The following is a 15,213-nucleotide window of genomic DNA, read 5'->3' as shown; positions in this document are numbered from 1 at the left end:
CTTCTAGAGGGGAGCAGGATGTCGCACGTCTCAACGATCACCGCCGCGCGCCGGTGGCTGCCGGTTGCCCTGGCACTGGCGCTGGCCGCCTGCTCGGGCAAGGAAGAAACCGCTGCACCGGCCCCGGCCGCCGCACCCAGCGCTGCTGCACCGGCCGCACCGGTGGTCGCCGCCAAGGTGCAGTCGATGGGCACCGAGCAGCTGCGTGAATCGGCCAGCCAGGCCCTGCGCGAGAACCGCATGTACGCCCCGGCCGGCGACAACGCCATCGAGTACTACCTGGCCCTGCGCGACAAGACGCCGGACGACGCGTCGGTGAAGAGCGCACTGACCGATCTGCTGCCCTACACCCTGATCGCTGCCGAACAGCACCTGGGCCGCGAGGATTTCGACGAAGCGCAGCGGTTGGTGGCACTGATCGAGAAGGTGGATGCGTCCGCGCCGGCACTGCCGCGGCTGAAGGATGGCCTGGCCAAGGGTGTGCAGAACGCCGCCAAGCGCACCGAGGCCGAAGCCGAAAAGGCGAAGAAGGACGCCGAGGACCGCAGCAAGCAGCAGACCGAACAGCAGCGCCTGGCCGAGCAGCGCGCCAAGGAGGCCGACGCCGCCAAGCAGATCGCCGCGCAGCAGGAGGCCACGCGCCGTGACAGCGAGCGCCAGGAGGCCGAGCGCCAGGCCGCCGCCCGTCGCGAGGCCGAGCAGAAGCAGCAGCAGGCTGCTGCCCAGCAGGCCAGTGCCGCACGCCAGGCGGCCGCACCAGCCGCTGCTGCCGCACCGAACCTGCGCCCGGTCAGCACCCCGGCGCCGCGCTATCCGGCCGAGGCGCTGCGTGCGGGTACCTCCGGCGAAGTGCTGGTGGAAATCACGGTCGGCACGGACGGTTCGGTGACCAACGCCCGCGTGCTGCGTGCAACCCCGTCGCGCGTGTTTGATCGCGAGGCGCTGAACGCGGTGAAGCGCTGGCGCTTCGAGCCGGTCGGCGCGCCGGTCACCACCCGCCGCACGCTGGTATTCGCACCGGGCGGCTGACCGCAAAAAAGGGGACGGAGGGGATTAAGTCGTTTCCGCCCCGCAATGACGACACGGCCCGGCATGTCCGGGCCGTATTCGTTTCACGAGAGGCTGTCGATCAGGTGCTGCAGTGCCGGATCGCGCGCGGCCAGCACCTGGAACAGGCCGAGCGCATGCAGGCCCGGCAGCAGCGCACGCAGGTCGGCTTCGGCGGTGGCGCGGGTGGCGTCATCGCTGGCGGGGTCCTGCCAGTCACGGACGCTGGCGAGGAAGGCGCCGACGCTGCCCTTGCGCACGGAGAGGCCGTTTACCTGCACGTCGTTCTGGTGGTCGGGAAGGATGTCCTGGGGCTGCATGGGGGCTGCTCGTGTCGGAATGGGCGTTCAGTGTGGCGCGCGCAGATCGGCGTTTCTGCCGTATAACTGCCATTGGATATGGCAGATCAGACACCGACCGACCTGATTGATCCGGCATTGGCGGACGCCGACGACGGTCCCATCGTGCTGGCCGCCCGGTTGCGCATGCCCGGAAGGCGGCGCACTGCCCGCCATCAACACCTGCGCGGTCAATTGCTGGGCGCCCACCAGGGTCTGCTGAGGATTGAAGCCGGGAGTCTGCAGTGGCTGCTTCCGGCAGGACACGTTGCGTGGATACCGCCGTTGCTGCCCCATGCACTGGTCGGCGCGGACGGGTTCGATGGCTGGAGCCTGTACATTCGCGCCGATGCCGGCCTGGATCTGCCCGAGCTGCCCCGTATTTTCCAACCCGATGCACTGTTGCAGGCGGCGATCACGCGCGCACTATGCTGGCCGCATCAGCCACTGGACGCCGCGCAGGCACGCCTGGCCGGCGTCATCGCCGATGAGATCCGTGCCAGCACTCCCTTGCCACTTGCCCTGCCACAGCCGCGGGATCGCCGGTTGCGGCGGATCGCGGCGGCACTGGCGCGATCGCCGGACGACCTGCGCAGTGTCGAGGCGTGGGCAGCGGCCAGCGCCCTGTCCAGCCGCAGTCTCGCCCGCCGTTGGCAGGCCGAAACAGGCATGACCCTGGGCCACTGGCGGCAACGCCTGCGCGTGCTGCTGTCGCTGCCACGCCTGCTGGCGGGCGAGCCGGTGATCAGCGTTGCGCTGTCGATGGGCTACGACACACCCAGTTCCTTCATCAACGTGTTCAAGCGCGAGATGGGGGTGACGCCCGCGCGGTATGGCAAAGGCTGACGTAATTGACACTCCCGCCGCAATTCCTCGCGACCTAAGCTGGTTGTCAATTTCAAAAGGAAAACAAATGAAGTACGACGACGCCAGCTGGCATTCCGACGGTGATTTTCCTGCCGAGCTTCCGCCCGAGGCCGGTGCAACGCATATCGGCATGTACGTGGCATGGCTCCTTCTGCGGGGTATGGCAGGCGAAGAACTGGCCGACGACATGCAGGAGGAGCTGAGATCCTTGACCCGGCGTGCTATGACACCCGGTCAGTTTCTGCTGGTGTGTGATGGCAAGTTCCTTGACGAAATGATCAACGATGAGGCGAACGCATTCACGCTGGAGTACTACCAAGCGGATGACTGCCTGTATCCCGATGACTACAACGAATTCCTGGCAGACGATCTTCCTTCGCTGTACCACGTTGCCGATACTTGGGAAAACTTCGACCGACTGGCACCGGTGATCGCCCAGCGCTTCGCTGCTTGGCAGGCAACGCGAACCTGAGAACAACGAGGCCCGGAATGACCGGGCCTCGTTCCCCATCCGCCGGGCATGGCCTGGCGCTACCGGTTGCAGTCAACCCGAGATTGCCAGGCGCTCGTTGTGGTAGCGGCGCACGGCGGCGAACCACAGCACGGCGGCCAGGCCGAGGCTGGCGCCGAGGTAGATCGCCCACACCGCGGGGGTGATGGACTCGTGACGGATCACCTTCAGCAGCATCTGGTTCTGCGACAGGAACGGCACCGCGTACTGCCACAGTTCGCTCTTCAGCGGATAGGCCACCAGTGCGTAGCCGGGCAGCATCGGCAGCAGCATCAGCCAGGTCATGTGGCTCTGCGCTTCCTTCATGCTCTTGGCCGCGGCCGACAGGAAGGTCAGCAGCGAGGTGCCGATCAGCAGCATCGGCAACATCACCAGCAGCATCTGCAGCATCGAACCGATGTTCATGTTGAACTGGCGACCGACATTGCCCGGCGCGATCTGCGCGCTCACCTTGAACGCGACCAGGGTCAACAGCAGCGACACGAAACCGACCACGCAGGCGGCGGCGATCTTGCCGCTGACGATCGCGCTGCGTGAGCCGGGCGTGGCCAGCAACGGTTCCAGCGACTGCCGCTCGCGTTCACCGGCGGTGGCATCCATCACCAGATAGGCACCGCCGATGAACGAGGTCAGGGTCAGCAGTACCGGCAGCAGCATCGACAGGATCATGCCGCGCTTGGCTTCGGCACTGGCCATATCCTGGCGTGCCACATCCAGTGGGCGTGCCACCTGCGCATCAATGCCGCGCGACATGAGCCGCAACGCGCCCACCTGGCCGTTGTAGGTGGCCAGGGCAGCTTCCAGGCGCGCACTGGGGACTTCAGCGGCGCGACGGGTGCTGTCCTTGATCACCTCCACCAGTGCCGGCTTGCCGTCGGCCCAGTTGCTGCCGAAGTCATCGCTGATGCGCAGTGCCACGTCGATGTCCTGGCTGCGGATCGCCTCTGCCAGCTCCTTCGGTGCCGGGGTAGCATTGAGGCCCTGTGCAGCGAGGAAGCGGACCAGGTTGGGCGCGTTCTCCGCACCGATGGTGGGAATCTGCAACGGCTGTTCGATCTGCGTGCGCACCCGGCTTTCGGCCAGCTTGCCCATGCCCAGCAGCAGCACCGGGTACAGCAGCGGCCCGAACAGCAGGGTCAGCAGCAGCGTGCGGCGGTCACGCGACAGGTCGCGCAGCTCCTTGCGCATCACCGTCATCAGGGTCGACATCATGCTCATGCGTGCAGGCCCTCTTCGCTGCCGATCAGTTTCACGAACGCGTCTTCAAGGTTGGCTTCGCCGGCCTGCGCACGCAGATCGTCTGCGCTGCCGGCGGCCATCACCGTGCCCTTGGCGATGATCACGATGTGGTCACACAACGCGCCCACCTCCTGCATGATGTGGCTGGACAGGATCACGCAGCGCCCCTCCTCGCGCAGGCCCAGCAGGAAACGGCGCAGTGCGCGGGTGGTCATCACGTCCAGGCCGTTGGTCGGTTCATCGAGGATGACGTTGCGCGGGTCGTGCACCAGCGCGCGCGCGATCGCGGTCTTGGTGCGCTGGCCCTGCGAGAAGCCGTCAGTCTGCCGGTCGAGGATGTCGGCCATGTCCAGTGCATGGGACAGCACCTCGATGCGTTCGCGGATCTTCTGCGCGGACAGGCCGTGCAGTTCACCGAAGTAGGCGATGTTCTCGCGCGCGGTCAAGCGCTTGTAGACGCCACGCGCATCGGGCAGCACGCCAAGGTGGCGGCGTACTTCCACCGGGTCGCGTGCGGCGTCGATGCCGTCGACGGTGATGCTGCCCTGGTCGGGGGTCATCAGCGTGTAGAGCATGCGCATGGTGGTGGTCTTGCCGGCGCCGTTCGGGCCAAGCAGGCCGGTGATGCGGCCATCCTCGGCGCGGAAGCCGACGTTGGATACCGCCTGGATGCGCCCGCTGCGGGTGTCGAAGGCCTTGTGCAGGTTGTCGGCGACGATCATGGTTCCCATCCGTTGAACGAGGTGAACGCCGGCACGTAGCTCAGCGTGTCCAGGCAGCTGGCGTCGAGCGCCTTGGCGTCGGTCTTGTCGATGAACTGGCCGAGCAGGCGCGGCATGCAGCCGGCGGCGAGGGTGCCGTGGCCCTGACCGCGGGCAACCAGCGCGCGGCCGTTGGGCAGGCCCTTGAGGACCTGTTCGGCGTAGCGCGGCGGGGTGACCGGATCCAGCTCACCGGACAACAGCAGCGCGGGTACCTTGCTGCGCAGGGGTTCGGCATTGGCCGGCGCCGCTGGCTGGCGCGGCCATACCGGGCAGGCGGCGAAGAACGCGCTGGCCACTTCGTTGCCGAACAGGCGGTCCGGGTTCACAGGCGGTGCGCGGTAGCGCGGTGCATCCTCGCTGCAGATCACCGACCACTGCATGCCGTGGTTGATCTGGAAATTCATGCTGCGGTTCGCACCGCGCGCCAGCGACGCCAGCGGCGCATAGCGTCCCTGTGCGGCTTCATCCAGCACCAGCGGCAGCAGCGAGGAGAACTGCGGCACATAGGAGAAGGCGAACGCCAGGCCGACCACGCTGTCCGGGCTCAGCACGTCCTGGCGTGGCGCGTTGGTGCCCGGGTCGCGATAGTCGACGGTCACCGGTGCGCGGCGCAGGGTTGCAATCACGCTGCGCAGCTGGGCAGTGGTATCGACGGGGAAGCGCTTGCTGCACGCCGTGTTCTTGCGGCACTGCGCCGCCTGCAGCGTGATCGCGTCCTCGAAAGTGTTGGCGAAATCGCCGCCGACCACCAGCTCATTGGGCACCACACCGTCGATGACGATGCTGCGGGTGTGCTGCGGGTAGGCGCCGGCATAGCGCTGGGCGACCCGGGTGCCGTAGGAGCCGCCGACCAGGTTGAGCTGGTCCACGCCCAACGCCTGGCGTACTGCGTCCAGGTCGGCGATTGCCTCGCGGGTGGTGTAGAAGCGCGGGTCGGCACGCCCCTTCAGCGATGCGGCGCAGCGCTGGGCGTAATCGCGCAGCAAGGCCTCGCTGGGAACGGCCTCCTCGTCGATGGGCAGCGGCTTGCCGTCCGCGCCGAGGCAGCTCAGGGGATTGGAGCCGCCGGTGCCGCGCTGGTCGATCAGGAAGATGTCGCGCTGTTTGCGGACCTGGCGCAATGCGGTGTCGACGACGACCGCCACTTCGCTGGCGGCCTGGCCGGGGCCGCCGGCAAGGAAGAACACCGGATCGGGTTGACTGGCGCCATTGTCGCCCGACTCCAACCAGGCGATGCGCAGGTCGATGCGGCGGCCATCGGGCCGGGCACGGTCTTCGGGCACCTGCAGCGTGGTGCATTGGGCGGCGACGTTGGCGCTGGCGCCTTCGCTGGACAGCGTGCAGGGCTGGAAAGCCAGCGTGCCGTAGCGGCGGTTGGGGGCATCGGCACCACCGTCGGGGTTGGCCGAGGGTGATGGACTGCAGCCGGCAAGCATCAGGCTGGCCAGCATGGTGGCCAGTGCGAGGTGGTGTCTTTGCATCGTGTTCGTTTCCCCTGGAGGACGTTCCTGCCGACCACGACGGGCTGCCGCGGGAGATGTGACCCAACTTACACGGGCACGGCGTCGGCGGCGATGGGCAAAGGCGAAACCGCCTCCGGTGCTGCACAGACCAGGCGGTCGCGTCCCTCGGACTTGGCACGGTAGAGGGCGGCGTCGGCGGCCGCCAGGAGCTGCCCCAGCCCGCCCTGCCCGGCATCCACGGCCAGGCCGACGCTGGCCGTGACGGCCACCGGCCCCTGGGCCAGGGGCGCCGGCCACTGCTGCAGGTGCACGCGGATCATCGCCGCCAGGTCCATCGCTTCGCCTTGCGAGCTGCCTGCCAGCACCAGCACGAACTCCTCGCCGCCGTAGCGCCCCAGCAGGTGGTCGCGTCCGCGCAGGCACTGCTGCAGTACGCCGGCGAAGTGGCGCAGCACCTCGTCGCCGGCCGGATGGCCCCAGCGGTCATTGATCTGCTTGAAGTGGTCCACGTCGATCAGCAGCAGCACCAACGATCGTCGCTGGCGGCGCAACTGCTGCAACCGTGCCTGGCCATCGGCCAGCACCGCGCTGCGGTTGAGCAGGCCGGTCAGTCCATCCGTACGCGCGGCACGGCGCAGATCGACCAGCATGCGCTCGACCAGCAGCAGCACCATGGCAAAACAGCGCGCCAGCTCCAGCATCACGCCGGCCAGATAGGTGGCGAACATCGGTGATCCGGTGCGCATGATGTCCTCGCCAGCGCCAGGCGCAACCGGCAGCCACAGCCGAACCGCATACAGCATGGCCTCGGCCAGGAACACCGCCGCGGCCAGCCGGCAACTGGTGCGCTGCTGCGGCGGCGCGTAGCGCAGCAGCAGCACGGCAATCCAGCCGTTGACCAGCACCGCGAACACACTGAACACCTGCAGGCGGATGCCCAGGTCGGGCCACATCACCAGGAACGCGAAGATGCAGGCCATGAACGTGGCCGCCAGCAGCAGCGGGCGCCACAGCGGCAGCGGCCGTTCCAGATGCAGGGCCACGCCACGCAGCATCATCAGGCCGCAGGCCGCCATCGCCGCGTTGCCGGCCAGCACCGCAGGGACCAGCGGCAGATGCGGGCGCATGGCCAGCAGGGTCACGCCCAGCGTCATCAGCCACAGGCTGATCGTCCATTGTCGCAGCACCGGCTGCCCTCGCAGCACCAGCAGCAGCAGCGAGAATCCCATCGCGATGCCGATGCAGAGCAGGAAGCCAAGCACGGTGATGGTAGGGAAATGCAGGGACATTCGCCGCTCGTCGGCAGGGGTGCGCGCGCATCTTAGCGCCTTGCGGCCACCGGCTGAGGCCGCTGCCCCGGCCCGTGCAATGCGAGGTCGGAAAACGGCGAGCAGCCTCCGCACGCCCCGCGCAGAATGCGGCGCACACACAAGGAGACCGGCATGCACACGTGGTACCTCGGTGGCCTCGACCACCGCCCGTTCCTGCACCTGTTCGAGATGAGCGACAGCGCGCTCGCCGCGCTCGGCATCCAGCGTCGCTGGGCCGGCGCCAATGGCGGACATCCCTGCCGGATCAGCCTGAGCGATCCCGCGCCTGGCAGCGAGCTGCTCCTGCTGTCCCACGTCCACCTGCCGCTGCATTCGCCGTACCGCGCCGCCGGCCCGATCTTCGTGCAGCGCGGCGTGACCCGTTGCGTCCTGCCGCCGCGCGAGGTGCCCCCGTATGTGCAGCGCCGGATGATTTCGATGCGTGCCTATGACCACGCCGCGTTGATGTGCGGTGCGCGGGTCTGTGCGGGCACCGAGGTGGCCGACCACCTGGATGCGCTGTTTGCCGACCCGTCGGTGGCGTTCGTCCAGTTGCACAACGCAGCGCATGGCTGTTTCTCGTGCCAGGCCGATCGGGTGCGTACCGGGCCTGCATGACGTGATCTCCATGACGTGATCGATGCCACGCCGGTCACGTGACGTCCAGCGCATCCGTTCAGCCCTGCGTGAAGCCTGCGGGAAGGGCTTCACATGCGCAGTCACGGATCGGCACTGCGATGGTTCCGTCGCCTGCAGCGCGACTCGATACTCGCCGTGGTGCCGCCGAAAGTCCGCCGCGCAGCGCAGCTCCTGCGGTCACCGTTCCCTTTCGACGACCACAAGGATGCGCCATGTCATTCCGATCCACACCGCTGCTGCTGGCCACCGCGATCACCGCCGCAGGATTGGGCCTGGCCGGCACTGCGGCCGCCCACGGCACCATGACCACACCGGTCAGCCGCGTCTATGCCTGCTTCCAGGGCAATCCCGAGAATCCGACCAACCCGGCCTGTGCCGCCGCCAAGGCGATCGGCGGCTCACAGGCGTTCTACGACTGGAACGGCATCAACCAGGCCAACGCCAACGGCAACCATCAGGCGGTGGTGCCCGACGGCAAGCTGTGCAGCGGCAACAACCCGACCTTCCGCGGCCTGGACGTGGACCGCAGCGACTGGCAGGCCACGCCGATCCAGCCCGATGCCAATGGCAGGTTCACCTTCGTGTTCAAGGCCACCGCGCCACATGCCACGCGTGACTGGCGCTTCTTCGTCACACGCGAGGGCTGGCAGCCCGGCAGCCCGCTGCGCTGGGCCGACCTGCAGGAATTCTGCACGCTGGGCAACACGCCGCTGTCGGCCGATGGCACCTACAAGCTGCAGTGCACGCTGCCACAGCGCACGGGCCAACACGTGATCTACAACACGTGGCAGCGTTCGGATTCAACCGAGGCGTTCTATACCTGCATGGACGTGCGCTTCCAGGGTGGCGGCACCGCGCCAGCACCGCAATGGCAGGATGCCGGCCCGGTAACCGCACGCGGCGAACTGCCGGTCGGTACCACCCTGGCGCTGCGCGTGTTCAATGCCAACGGCAACGATGTCGAGCGCGTGGACGCCACCCTGGCCAGCGGCCAGACGGGCGCCACGCAGTGGCCGCTGGTGCTGGCGCGCAAGGTCAATGACAGCGCCCAGCACGCGCGCGTGGGCGTGCTCGACAATGGCGTGATCACGCCGACCGCGTCGGCCACCGCCAACCGCGTGTACCTGAAGAGCGGCAACCGCTTCCAGCTCGACACGAAGGTGCCGGACCCGGGCACGCCGGCGCCGGGCGGCGATTTCGACCACCTCTACCCCGCGGGCATCGGCAGCTATGTGCCCGGCCAGACCGTGGTGAAGAGCAGCGACGGCAAGCTGTATGCCTGCCGCCCGTTCCCGGAAGGCGCGTGGTGCAACGTCAATGCCGAGGCGTACCGTCCAGGCGTGGGCGCGGCCTGGCGCGATGCGTGGGTGCCATACTGAGTCCCAAGGTGGAGGCGGTGCTGCGGCACCGCCTCCACCAGCCGCCGCGATCTGAGCGCTCGGTTGCAGATGCGGTGCCACAACCACGGCTTTCGTACACATCCGATGGTGGTCGCGCAGACATCGCTGAAAACTCCACGGGACGTCTTCCCTCCCAAAGGAGTTCCTGCATGCATCTGTCCCAACGGACCGTCCTCGCACTGTCCGCCATCGCTGGCCTGGCTCTGTCCGGCAGCGCTTTCGCCCACGGCACCATGTCCAAGCCGCTCAGTCGCGTGAAGCAGTGCCACCAGGGCAATCCCGAAAACCCGACCAACGCCGCCTGCGCCGCAGCCAAGGCGATCGGCGGCGCACAGCCGTTCTACGACTGGAACGGAGTCAACCAGGCCGCAGCACATGGCAATCACCAGGCGGTCGTCCCGGATGGCCAGTTGTGCAGCGGCGGCAACAGCAAGTTCCGGGGCCTCGACCTGAACCGCAGCGACTGGCCGACCTCACCGATCCGTGCCGATTCGCGTGGTCGTTACACCTTCGAATTCCTGGCGCCGGCCCCGCACGCCACCCGCGAGTGGAAGTTCTACGTCACCCGCGATGACTGGCAGCCGGGCAGCCCGCTGCGCTGGGCCGACCTGCAGGAGTTCTGCACGCTGGGCAACGTGCCGATTTCGGAAGGCAAGGTCTACAAGCTGGACTGCCCGCTGCCCAAGCGCACGGGCCAGCACATCATCTACAACACCTGGCAGCGTTCGGATTCGGGTGAAGCGTTCTACAGCTGCATGGACGTGCGCTTCGAGGGAGGCGGTGGCGTCATCCCGCCGCCACAGTGGCAGGATGCCGGTCCGGTCACCGCCCGCGGTGCGTTGGACGTGGGCACCACCGTGACCCTGCGCGTGTTCAACGCCCAGGGCAACGATCTGGAACGCCCGGAGATCACCCTGGCTGCAGGTCAGACCGCTGCGAACCAGTGGCCGCTGACGCTGGCCCGCAGGGTCAACAGCAGCGCCCAGCACGCCCGCGTCGGTGTGATGAAGAACGGCGTGATCACGCCGGTGGCTTCGGCCACCGAGAACCGCGTCTACCTGAAGCCGGGCAACCGCTTTGAACTGGAAACCCAGATTCCGGGCCCGGTCGATCCGGTCGATCCGCCGGGTGGCGATTTCGACTTCGTGTATCCGGCAGGCCTCGGCAGCTACAAGCCGGGCGAGACCGTGGTGAAGGGCACCGACGGCAAACTGTACGCCTGCCGCCCGTTCCCGGAAGGCGCGTGGTGCAACATCAATGCCGATGCCTATCGTCCGGGCACCGGTTTTGCCTGGCGTGATGCCTGGGTCGCGTACTGACATGACGGGGGTGGCACTTCGGTGTCACCCCTGCTGCATGACGTTCCTTGCGATGGAGATCGCATGGAAAAGGTCGATGGGTTCCCAGCCTCGCTTTTTTCGGAGTTGTTGAATGGAGAACGCTCTTTGCTGCGTGGAGACTCGACGGGCCTTCCACACATCAAAGGACGTCATCGATGCAAGCCCACCTTCTTGCAGCAGTTGCTGCCTCCCTGTGCGCGGGTCTCTTCGCCTCACAGGAGGCCCAGGCCCACGGCACCCTTTCCAAGCCGATCAGCCGCATTTATGCCTGCCGTCAGGCCAACCCCGAGAATCCGACCAATGCGGCCTGTGCGGCAGCCAAAGCCATCGGTGGTGCACAGCCCTTCTACGATTGGGCCGGCATCAACCAGGCCGAAGCGAATGGCGACCATCGCCGGGTAGTGCCTGATGGCGAACTGTGCAGCGGCGGCAATGCCAAGTATCGCGGCATGGATCTCAATCGTACGGACTGGGCGACCAGCCCGATCCGCGCCGATGCCCGTGGTCGCTACACCTTTGAGTACCTCGCACCGGCACCCCACGAGACCCGCGACTGGGTCTTCTATGTGACACGTGATGGATGGCAACCGGGTAGCCCGCTGCGTTGGGACGATCTGGAGCAGTTCTGCTCGCTGGGCCACGTGGACGAGGATGCCAATGGCATCTATCGACTGGACTGCCCGCTGCCCAAGCGCAGTGGCCAGCACATCATCTACAACACCTGGCAACGCTCGGATTCGGCCGAAGCCTTCTACACCTGTGCCGACGTACGTTTTGAAGGCGGCGACATCCTGCCCCCGCCGGAATGGGAGGACGCAGGGGCCATCACCGCGCGCGGTGAACTGGACGCCGGTACCACCCTCACCCTGCGCGTGTTCAACGCCAGCGGCAATGACCTTGAAAGCCCGAAGATCACCCTTGCCTCCGGGCAGACATCCGCTACGCAGTGGCCGCTGGCCTTGGGCCGCAAGGTCAACGCTTCTGCCCAGCATGCCCGGGTGGGCGTACTGAAGAACGGCATCATCACACCCATCGCCTCGGCCACCGAGAACCGCGTCTACCTGAAGCCGGGCCATCGCTTCCAGCTCGATACCCAGCTGCCGGATCCGGTCGATCCGCCGCCGGGCGACTATGACTTCGTGTATCCGGACGGTATCGGCAGCTACACGCCGGGGGAAACCGTGGTCAAGGGCACCGACGGCAAGCTCTACGCCTGCCGCCCGTTCCCGGAGGGCGCGTGGTGCAACGTCAATGCCGAACCCTACCGCCCGGGCACCGGCTCTGCCTGGCGCGACGCCTGGATCGCGTACTGAGGCAGGCGACCGGGGGCGGCGTGATGCCGCCTCCGGTTCATGGGGTTGCCGGCCAGCGGCCGGCACTATCCAGGCCTACTTGCTGCTGACGTACTTTTCGCGGCGGATCTGCGGGTTGCCCAGGCCGGCGGCCTTGAGCAGCTCGGCGCAGGCATCGACCATGTCCGGGTTGCCGCAGAGGTAGGCGATGTCGGTGGCCGGGTCCGGGGTGAAGCCGGCCAGCCCCTGCTGCACGTAGCCCTGCTGCACGTCCGGGTGCGGATCGGCCGGAAGTTCGCGCGACAGGCACGGAACATAGCGGAAGTTCGGGTGCTTTTCGGCGAAGCTGTAGAAATCTTCGCTGTACAGCAGCTCGCCCGGGCTGCGCGCGCCCTGCAGCAGCACGATCTGCACACCGCGTTCGGCCATGGCCTTTTCCAGCAGCGGCAGCATCGAGCGGTAGGGGGTGACGCCCGTACCGGTGGCGATCAGCAGGTAGCGGCCATTGTGGTCACCGGGGTGCAGGCAGAACCGTCCATACGGGCCGGACGCGTTGATCCGGCCGCCGTGCTCCAGTGCCTCGAACAGGGCCGTGGCGGCCCCGCCGGGCACGAAACTGACTGCGATATCCACCGCCTCGCCCGGGCCCAGCGCGTGGTCGTGGATGGTCGCCAGCGAGTAGCTGCGCTTGGTTTCGGTGCCGTCGGCGTAGCTGAAATGGACCTGGATGAACTGGCCGGGCTGGAAATCCAGCGGCTGTCCATCATCACGCACGAACTGGTAGTGGCCGACGGTCGGGGCCAGCATGCGGCGGCCGACCAGCTTGAGGGGGAATTGAACAGGCACGACTTTTCGGGACAGTGTGTAGCCGGGGCAAGCCCTCGGGGTCTTCTATAATAGCCGCTCCCCGCCCCCTCTCCAGCGCCAGCCCATGGGCGCGAAGGCTTCGAGCTTGGCATCCCAGAACGATATGGCGCCCGCCCTGCGCGTGCGCGACCTGCGCAAGACCTACGACAACGGCACCCAGGCCCTGAAGGGCATTTCCCTGGAAGTGGCCCCGGGCGACTTCTTCGCCCTGCTCGGCCCCAATGGCGCCGGCAAGTCGACCCTGATCGGCATCATCAGCTCCCTGGTCAACCTCAGCGAGGGCCAGGTGGAGGTGTTCGGCAGCGACCTGGTGCGTAACCGCAGCGCCACCATGCGCCTGATCGGGCTGGTGCCGCAGGAGATCAACTTCAACCTGTTCGAGAAGCCCTTCGACATCCTGGTGAACTACGCTGGTTTCTACGGCGTGCCGCGCGAGGAAGCCGAGCAGCGCGCCGAAGAGGAACTGAAGCGGGCGCACCTGTGGGAGAAGGCCCAGGTGATGAGCCGCACGCTGTCCGGCGGCATGAAGCGCCGGCTGATGATCGCCCGCGCGATGATGACCCGCCCGCGCCTGCTGATCCTGGACGAGCCGACCGCCGGCGTGGACATCGAGATCCGCCGCGACATGTGGCGGGTGCTGAAGGAAATCAACGCGGCCGGCACCACGATCATCCTCACCACGCATTACCTGGAAGAAGCCGAGTACCTGTGCCGCCACCTGGCGATCATCAACCACGGCCAGATCGTCGAACAGGGGCCGATGCGCACCCTGCTGGCCAAGCTGGACGTGGAGGGCTTCCTGCTGGACATCGATGGTGACCTGCCGGCACAGCTGCCGGTCATCGAAGGCGCGACGCTGACCGCGCCGGACCCGCACACGCTGGACATCGACATGCCGCGCGCGATGGATCTCAACCGCGTGTTCGCCACACTGAACGAATCCGGCATCCGCGTGCGTTCGATGCGTACCAAGAGCAATCGCCTGGAGGAGCTGTTCGTGCGCCTCACCGGCAACCTGGAGACCTCCGCATGAGCACCACCGAGCTGACCGACGGCCAGCGCAACCGCGTCGCACTGATGACCATCGTGCGCCGTGAAGTCGCCCGCATCATGCGCATCTGGGGCCAGACCCTGGTGCCGCCGGCGATCACCATGACCCTGTACTTCCTGATCTTCGGCCGCCTGATCGGCTCGCGGGTGGGCAACATGGGCGAGTACAGCTACATGGAGTTCATCGTGCCGGGCCTGGTGATGATGAGCGTGATCCAGAACAGCTACGGCAACATCAGCTCCTCGTTCTTCGGCGCCAAGTTCGGCCGCCACGTGGAAGAACTGCTGGTCAGCCCGATGCCGAACTGGGTGATCCTGTGGGGCTACGTGGCCGGCGCGGTGCTGCGCGGCCTGATGGTGGGCGTGATCGTGCTGATCATCGCCATGTTCTTCACCCCGGTGCGCATCCCGCATCCGCTGGTGACGCTGAGCACGGTACTGCTGGGTGCGACGATCTTCTCGCTGGCCGGCTTCATCAACGCGGTGTACGCCAAGAAGTTCGACGACGTGGCGATCGTGCCGACCTTCATCCTGACTCCGCTGACCTACCTGGGCGGCGTGTTCTATTCGGTGAAGCTGCTGCCGACCTGGGCCGAGGCCGCCACCCATGCCAACCCGATCTTCTACATGGTCAACGCATTCCGCTATGGCCTGCTGGGCAGCAGCGATGTGCCGTTGTGGGTGGCCTATGCGCTGATGATCGGTTTCGTGGTGATGCTGACCGCGGTGGCGCTGTGGCTGCTGCGCCGTGGCGTGGGCATGCGCAGCTGAGTTTTACGTGCAGGGCCTGCGGCCCTGCACCCGCTGAATCAACTTCAACGGCAACGTCAAAAGCTGGCATTCCTTGGGTTGGCGGGGTGGGTCCGGTTGCGGGGGACGCTGCAAGTACGTCCTTGTAAGCCCGGTCGCCGCATCCATGCGGCTCATGCCCCCGCAACCGGACCCACCCCGCCTTCGACAGGCTCCTGCGATCTGTCGGGACGGCGTTCTCCGCTGCTGCTGGTAGGTGTCGACCTTGGTCGACACGATGGATCCAAGCCATGCGTGGCTGAAGCGGTCTCTGTAGAGCCAAGCCGACGCCCGGAT

Annotated in this window: 15 protein-coding genes; 9 read left to right on the top strand and 6 right to left on the bottom strand. The window is 67.0% G+C overall.

The window, feature by feature from the left end:
* The first annotated feature begins 18 nt into the window (after nt 1-18).
* Nucleotides 19-1,029, top strand: coding sequence for an energy transducer TonB (locus ARC23_RS14660; protein ID WP_057497875.1), 1,011 nt, complete (start codon nt 19-21; stop codon nt 1,027-1,029).
* A gap of 83 nt (nt 1,030-1,112) precedes the next feature.
* Here ARC23_RS14660 and ARC23_RS14655 read toward each other — a convergent pair whose 3' ends face one another.
* Complete coding sequence (locus tag ARC23_RS14655; protein ID WP_057497874.1) at nt 1,113-1,367, bottom strand: hypothetical protein; 255 nt, start codon at nt 1,365-1,367, stop codon at nt 1,113-1,115.
* A 78-nt stretch (nt 1,368-1,445) separates the two neighbouring features.
* Between ARC23_RS14655 and ARC23_RS14650 the strand changes: the two genes are divergently transcribed.
* Together ARC23_RS14650 and ARC23_RS14645 are read left to right on the top strand one after the other, a co-directional pair.
* Complete coding sequence (locus tag ARC23_RS14650; RefSeq protein ID WP_057497873.1) at nt 1,446-2,231, top strand: AraC family transcriptional regulator; 786 nt, start codon at nt 1,446-1,448, stop codon at nt 2,229-2,231.
* A 67-nt stretch (nt 2,232-2,298) separates the two neighbouring features.
* Complete coding sequence (locus ARC23_RS14645) at nt 2,299-2,724, top strand: DUF7832 domain-containing protein (RefSeq protein WP_057497872.1); 426 nt, start codon at nt 2,299-2,301, stop codon at nt 2,722-2,724.
* A 72-nt stretch (nt 2,725-2,796) separates the two neighbouring features.
* Here ARC23_RS14645 and ARC23_RS14640 read toward each other — a convergent pair whose 3' ends face one another.
* The 4 genes from ARC23_RS14640 to ARC23_RS14625 all read right to left on the bottom strand — a co-directional run bounded on the left by ARC23_RS14640 (nt 2,797) and on the right by ARC23_RS14625 (nt 7,518).
* A complete protein-coding gene (locus tag ARC23_RS14640) occupies nt 2,797-3,981 on the bottom strand; it encodes an ABC transporter permease (protein WP_057497871.1) in 1,185 nt (394 codons plus the stop codon).
* Entirely contained in the window at nt 3,978-4,724 is a 747-nt protein-coding gene (locus ARC23_RS14635) for an ABC transporter ATP-binding protein (RefSeq protein ID WP_057497870.1), read from the bottom strand. The genes ARC23_RS14640 and ARC23_RS14635 overlap by 4 nt, the downstream gene beginning before the upstream one ends.
* Nucleotides 4,721-6,247, bottom strand: coding sequence for an alpha/beta hydrolase (locus ARC23_RS14630; RefSeq protein ID WP_057497869.1), 1,527 nt, complete (start codon nt 6,245-6,247; stop codon nt 4,721-4,723). The genes ARC23_RS14635 and ARC23_RS14630 overlap by 4 nt, the downstream gene beginning before the upstream one ends.
* A gap of 68 nt (nt 6,248-6,315) precedes the next feature.
* Nucleotides 6,316-7,518 (bottom strand): GGDEF domain-containing protein, encoded by a 1,203-nt coding sequence (locus ARC23_RS14625; RefSeq protein WP_057497868.1) that lies wholly within the window; start codon nt 7,516-7,518, stop codon nt 6,316-6,318.
* A 153-nt stretch (nt 7,519-7,671) separates the two neighbouring features.
* Here ARC23_RS14625 and ARC23_RS14620 point away from each other — a divergent pair, with 153 nt between their 5' ends.
* The 4 genes from ARC23_RS14620 to ARC23_RS14605 all read left to right on the top strand — a co-directional run bounded on the left by ARC23_RS14620 (nt 7,672) and on the right by ARC23_RS14605 (nt 12,231).
* Nucleotides 7,672-8,157 (top strand): DUF1203 domain-containing protein, encoded by a 486-nt coding sequence (locus tag ARC23_RS14620; RefSeq protein ID WP_057497867.1) that lies wholly within the window; start codon nt 7,672-7,674, stop codon nt 8,155-8,157.
* Nucleotides 8,158-8,390: 233 nt separating this feature from the next.
* Nucleotides 8,391-9,557 (top strand): lytic polysaccharide monooxygenase, encoded by a 1,167-nt coding sequence (locus tag ARC23_RS14615; RefSeq protein WP_057497866.1) that lies wholly within the window; start codon nt 8,391-8,393, stop codon nt 9,555-9,557.
* Nucleotides 9,558-9,727: 170 nt separating this feature from the next.
* Nucleotides 9,728-10,897, top strand: coding sequence for a lytic polysaccharide monooxygenase (locus ARC23_RS14610; RefSeq protein WP_057497865.1), 1,170 nt, complete (start codon nt 9,728-9,730; stop codon nt 10,895-10,897).
* Between the two features lie 176 nt (nt 10,898-11,073).
* On the top strand, nt 11,074-12,231 hold the full coding sequence (locus ARC23_RS14605; RefSeq protein WP_057497864.1) for a lytic polysaccharide monooxygenase: 1,158 nt from the start codon (nt 11,074-11,076) through the stop codon (nt 12,229-12,231).
* Between the two features lie 75 nt (nt 12,232-12,306).
* Here ARC23_RS14605 and ARC23_RS14600 read toward each other — a convergent pair whose 3' ends face one another.
* Nucleotides 12,307-13,056: a ferredoxin--NADP reductase gene (locus ARC23_RS14600; RefSeq protein WP_080393084.1), complete on the bottom strand. Its 750-nt coding sequence runs from the start codon at nt 13,054-13,056 to the stop codon at nt 12,307-12,309.
* A gap of 85 nt (nt 13,057-13,141) precedes the next feature.
* Here ARC23_RS14600 and ARC23_RS14595 point away from each other — a divergent pair, with 85 nt between their 5' ends.
* Nucleotides 13,142-14,110, top strand: a complete 969-nt coding sequence (locus tag ARC23_RS14595) for an ABC transporter ATP-binding protein (protein WP_057497862.1) — start codon at nt 13,142-13,144, stop codon at nt 14,108-14,110.
* Nucleotides 14,107-14,898: an ABC transporter permease gene (locus ARC23_RS14590; RefSeq protein ID WP_057497861.1), complete on the top strand. Its 792-nt coding sequence runs from the start codon at nt 14,107-14,109 to the stop codon at nt 14,896-14,898. The genes ARC23_RS14595 and ARC23_RS14590 overlap by 4 nt, the downstream gene beginning before the upstream one ends.
* Nucleotides 14,899-15,213 lie beyond the last annotated feature (315 nt).

This window comes from Stenotrophomonas beteli (assembly GCF_001431665.1).
GTDB lineage: Bacteria > Pseudomonadota > Gammaproteobacteria > Xanthomonadales > Xanthomonadaceae > Stenotrophomonas > Stenotrophomonas beteli.
This window is presented reverse-complemented; position numbering and strand designations above follow the sequence as displayed.